This window comes from Mesorhizobium sp. M7A.F.Ca.US.014.04.1.1 (assembly GCF_003998745.1).
GTDB classification, from domain to species: domain Bacteria; phylum Pseudomonadota; class Alphaproteobacteria; order Rhizobiales; family Rhizobiaceae; genus Mesorhizobium; species Mesorhizobium ciceri.
The window spans coordinates 1-3,016 of sequence record NZ_RZRW01000646.1 but is presented as its reverse complement, the minus strand read 5'-3'; the positions used below and the strand labels follow the sequence as shown (position 1 = coordinate 3,016).

At 65.3% G+C, this 3,016-nt stretch carries 3 protein-coding genes, 1 tRNA gene and 2 pseudogenes; 2 read left to right on the top strand and 4 right to left on the bottom strand.

Annotated elements, in window-relative coordinates:
• Both EOA22_RS29230 and EOA22_RS29225 read left to right on the top strand, forming a co-directional pair.
• Positions 1 to 116: pseudogene (locus EOA22_RS29230) on the top strand (PhzF family phenazine biosynthesis protein); the annotation flags it as partial.
• 106 nt (positions 117 to 222) lie between these two features.
• Positions 223 to 298: transfer RNA gene (locus EOA22_RS29225), tRNA-Lys, on the top strand.
• Positions 299 to 411: 113 nt separating this feature from the next.
• Here the strand turns inward: EOA22_RS29225 and EOA22_RS29220 are convergent.
• From EOA22_RS29220 to EOA22_RS29205, 4 genes and pseudogenes are all read right to left on the bottom strand, one after another.
• Positions 412 to 672 carry a hypothetical protein gene (locus tag EOA22_RS29220; protein WP_063168251.1) on the bottom strand — a complete coding sequence of 87 codons (261 nt, stop codon included), beginning with the start codon at positions 670 to 672 and terminating at the stop codon, positions 412 to 414.
• Positions 673 to 761: 89 nt separating this feature from the next.
• Positions 762 to 1,772: a nicotinate-nucleotide--dimethylbenzimidazole phosphoribosyltransferase gene (cobT, locus tag EOA22_RS29215; protein WP_063168250.1), complete on the bottom strand. Its 1,011-nt coding sequence runs from the start codon at positions 1,770 to 1,772 to the stop codon at positions 762 to 764.
• A 52-nt stretch (positions 1,773 to 1,824) separates the two neighbouring features.
• Complete coding sequence (gene cobS / locus EOA22_RS29210) at positions 1,825 to 2,601, bottom strand: adenosylcobinamide-GDP ribazoletransferase (protein WP_063168249.1); 777 nt, start codon at positions 2,599 to 2,601, stop codon at positions 1,825 to 1,827.
• A gap of 3 nt (positions 2,602 to 2,604) precedes the next feature.
• Positions 2,605 to 3,016: pseudogene (locus EOA22_RS29205) on the bottom strand (cobyrinic acid a,c-diamide synthase); the annotation flags it as partial.

Genomic DNA, 3,016 nt, shown 5'->3' with positions numbered 1-3,016 from the left:
AGATGGGACGGCCATCGCGCGTCCGCCTCGAACTGACCGTGCAAGGCGGAAAACTGGCCTCGGCGCGCATCGGCGGCAACGCAATCAAGGTGGCGGAGGGCAAGCTGTTCGTTTGATCGAACGCATGCTCGGTCGATTTGTCGGGAAATGATTCCGGCAGGGCTGGACAGGACCGATGGTGGCGGCTATATGCCCGCCAACGCCGGTTTTTGCCGGCCGAGTGGGTGCGTAGCTCAGTTGGTAGAGCAGCTGACTCTTAATCAGCGGGTCCACAGTTCAATCCTGTGCGCACCCACCAAATTCCTAGAAGAGTTGGTGGAAAGACCCTGAAAGCGAGACGCGTTTGGCGCATCTCGGGCAAGGCTGTCCGACCGTGATTCTTCAAACGCGCTATCCGGATCTTGTGGCGATTTAGCCGAGTTGAAAAATGCGGCTCAGAAACCGGCCGAATCGAAAAGCAAGGCTCTTTTCCCCGGCTGCAGCATCGCTGGCGCCAATTCCGTCTTTTCCCCCGGAGAAATCGCTGATGGGCCACCAGAAGAAGACCAGGAAGACAACGAAAATGCCGGTGTCGATCGGGCCATGACTTGAATAGCTGCTGTGACGGAACACAACAGCGACCGCCCCGGCGATAACACCGCAGCTGCGGCAGGATGAAATTTCTTCATCCACAAAAATCTATTTGAGAATCGCCGTTACGGTAAGATGCCTCCTTTGTCGTGACAACGGCATCTTTGTCGGCCGATACGGGGAATGAATAATTACTTCTCCGAAACGCCAGCCTCGGCAAAACTCGCCATGCGGGCATGGCACTCCAGCGCCGAGCGGACGATGTTGACGGCGAGGCAGGCGCCGGAGCCTTCGCCGAGCCGCATGCCGAGGTCGAGCAGCGGCGGCAGGCCGAGCGCTTCGAGCAGGCCGCGATGGCCTGACTCAGCGGAGACATGGGCTGCGATGGTGTGGGCGAGGCCGGTCGGGTGCAGCTTCGACAGCGGGGCTGCGGCGGCGGTGCAGACGAAGCCGTCGAGCAGCACGGGTATGCCGAGATGTCGGGCGGCGAGCGTGGCGCCGAAGATGGCGGCCAGTTCGCGTCCGCCGAGCACGGCAGCGATAGCAAGCGGGTCGGCGAGGGCTGCGGCATGGCGCTTCAGGCCGGCTTCGATGGCGACCACCTTGCGCTTCAAGCCGGCGTCATCGACGCCGGTGCCGCGCCCTGTCCACTTTTCCGCGCCGCCGCCGAACAGGGCTGCTGAAACGGCCGCTGCCGGCGTGGTGTTGCCGATACCCATTTCGCCGAAGCAGATAAGGTCCAGATCCTTCGTCACCGCATCATAGCCGGCCGAGACCGCCGCCAGAAAGGCCGCTTCGTCCATTGCCGGACCTTGGGTGAAGTCGCCGGTCGGATGGTCGAGATCGAGCGGGATGACGTCGAGTTCGGCGCCGGCCATGCGGGCAAGCTGGTTGATGGCGGCACCGCCGCCAGCGAAATTCGCCACCATCTGCACGGTGACTTCCGAGGGATAGGCCGACACACCTTGCGCGGTGACGCCGTGGTTGCCGGCGAAGACGAAAACCTTGACGCGGTCGAGTTTCGGCATGTCGCGGCCCTGCCAGCGCGCCAGCCACGCGGCGATGGTCTCGAGCCGGCCGAGGCTGCCTTGCGGCTTGGTCAGCGTGTCCTGGCGGCGGGCGACCGCATTGGCCGCGGCATCGCTGCCAGCCGGCAGGTCGAGGCAGGCGGCGCGCAATTCACTAAGGGATTTGAAGGGCATGGGGGCAAAGTCTCCGAAAAGGAATCAGGCCGCGAGAATCAGGCCAAAGGGATCAGGAAAGCGCTACGGAAGCGACGAGCAGCACCGCGATCTCGCTTGCCTGCTGCAAGGCGCCGATCGTGTCGCCGGTCTGGCCCTCGATCTGGTTGAAGCAAAGGGCGCGGAATGCGGCAAACAGCAGGCCAAGCAGGATCAGCGCGAAGACGGCGCCGCCCAGCCCGAGCAAGAGAAGCGGGATCGCGCCGAGCAAGGCGCCGGCTATGGCGGTTTCCTGCGAGACGGTGCCGGCGTCGACCGAGAGGCCGTCGACGCGCGCTGGAGGCAAGAGATGCATGAAGGCGCCAAGCAGGCCGCGCGAGGCCGCGTGTGCGGCCAGGAGGGCAAACAGGGCCTGTGTGGGATCGACGAACTCCGACAGCGCGCTCCAGCGGACCAGCAGCGACAGAGCCAGCGCCGCCGCACCATAGGCGCCGATGCGGCTGTCGCGCATGATCTCAAGTTTGCGGCCGCGCGATTTGCCGCCGCCAAAACCGTCGGCGACGTCGGACAGGCCGTCCTCATGCAGGCAGCCGGTGGTGAGCAGGGTTGCCATAAGGGCAAGTGCGGCCGCCGGCCCCATGGCAAGGCCGAACCGTTCCGCCGTGGCAAAAACGATGGCGCCGATCAGGCCGACGACGAGACCGGCGATGGGGGCGGCCCAGATCGCCGCGGCAAGGCTGCGGCCGCGAAAATCGAAGACGGGCAGCGGCAGCCTGGTGAAGAAGACCAGGCAGAGCGCGATGTCGTCGACGGCCTGCCGTGGTGAAAGGGCCAGATTCCCGAATTTCATGCTCTAGCCCCTCGCGATCGCATGGAAGAAGGTGCCGCTGACATGGCCGCGCCGGTAGCCCGAGGCGCCGATCGGATTGCCCTGGCCGTCGGCAAGGTCGGCCAGCGGCTCGTCATTGCCGGTGGCCGTCATCTGCGCATAGTGGAATTCGTGGCCCCGGATCAGCGCGGCCTGTGCACCCAGCGGACAATCGGCACGCAGCCGCGCCTCGCGGTAGCCGAGGTTCATCTTGCGCCTGGCGAAGCTGGTGGCATGGCCGAGCAGGCCGAGCATCGCATGCGTTTCGCCCGACGCGTCCTCCAGGGCTTCGCCGAGCACCATGAAGCCACCGCACTCGCCATGGATGGGCTTCGTCGCGGCGAAACGCGCCATGCCGGCGCGGAAAGTCGCGGCGGCGGCCAGCTTGCCGGCGTGA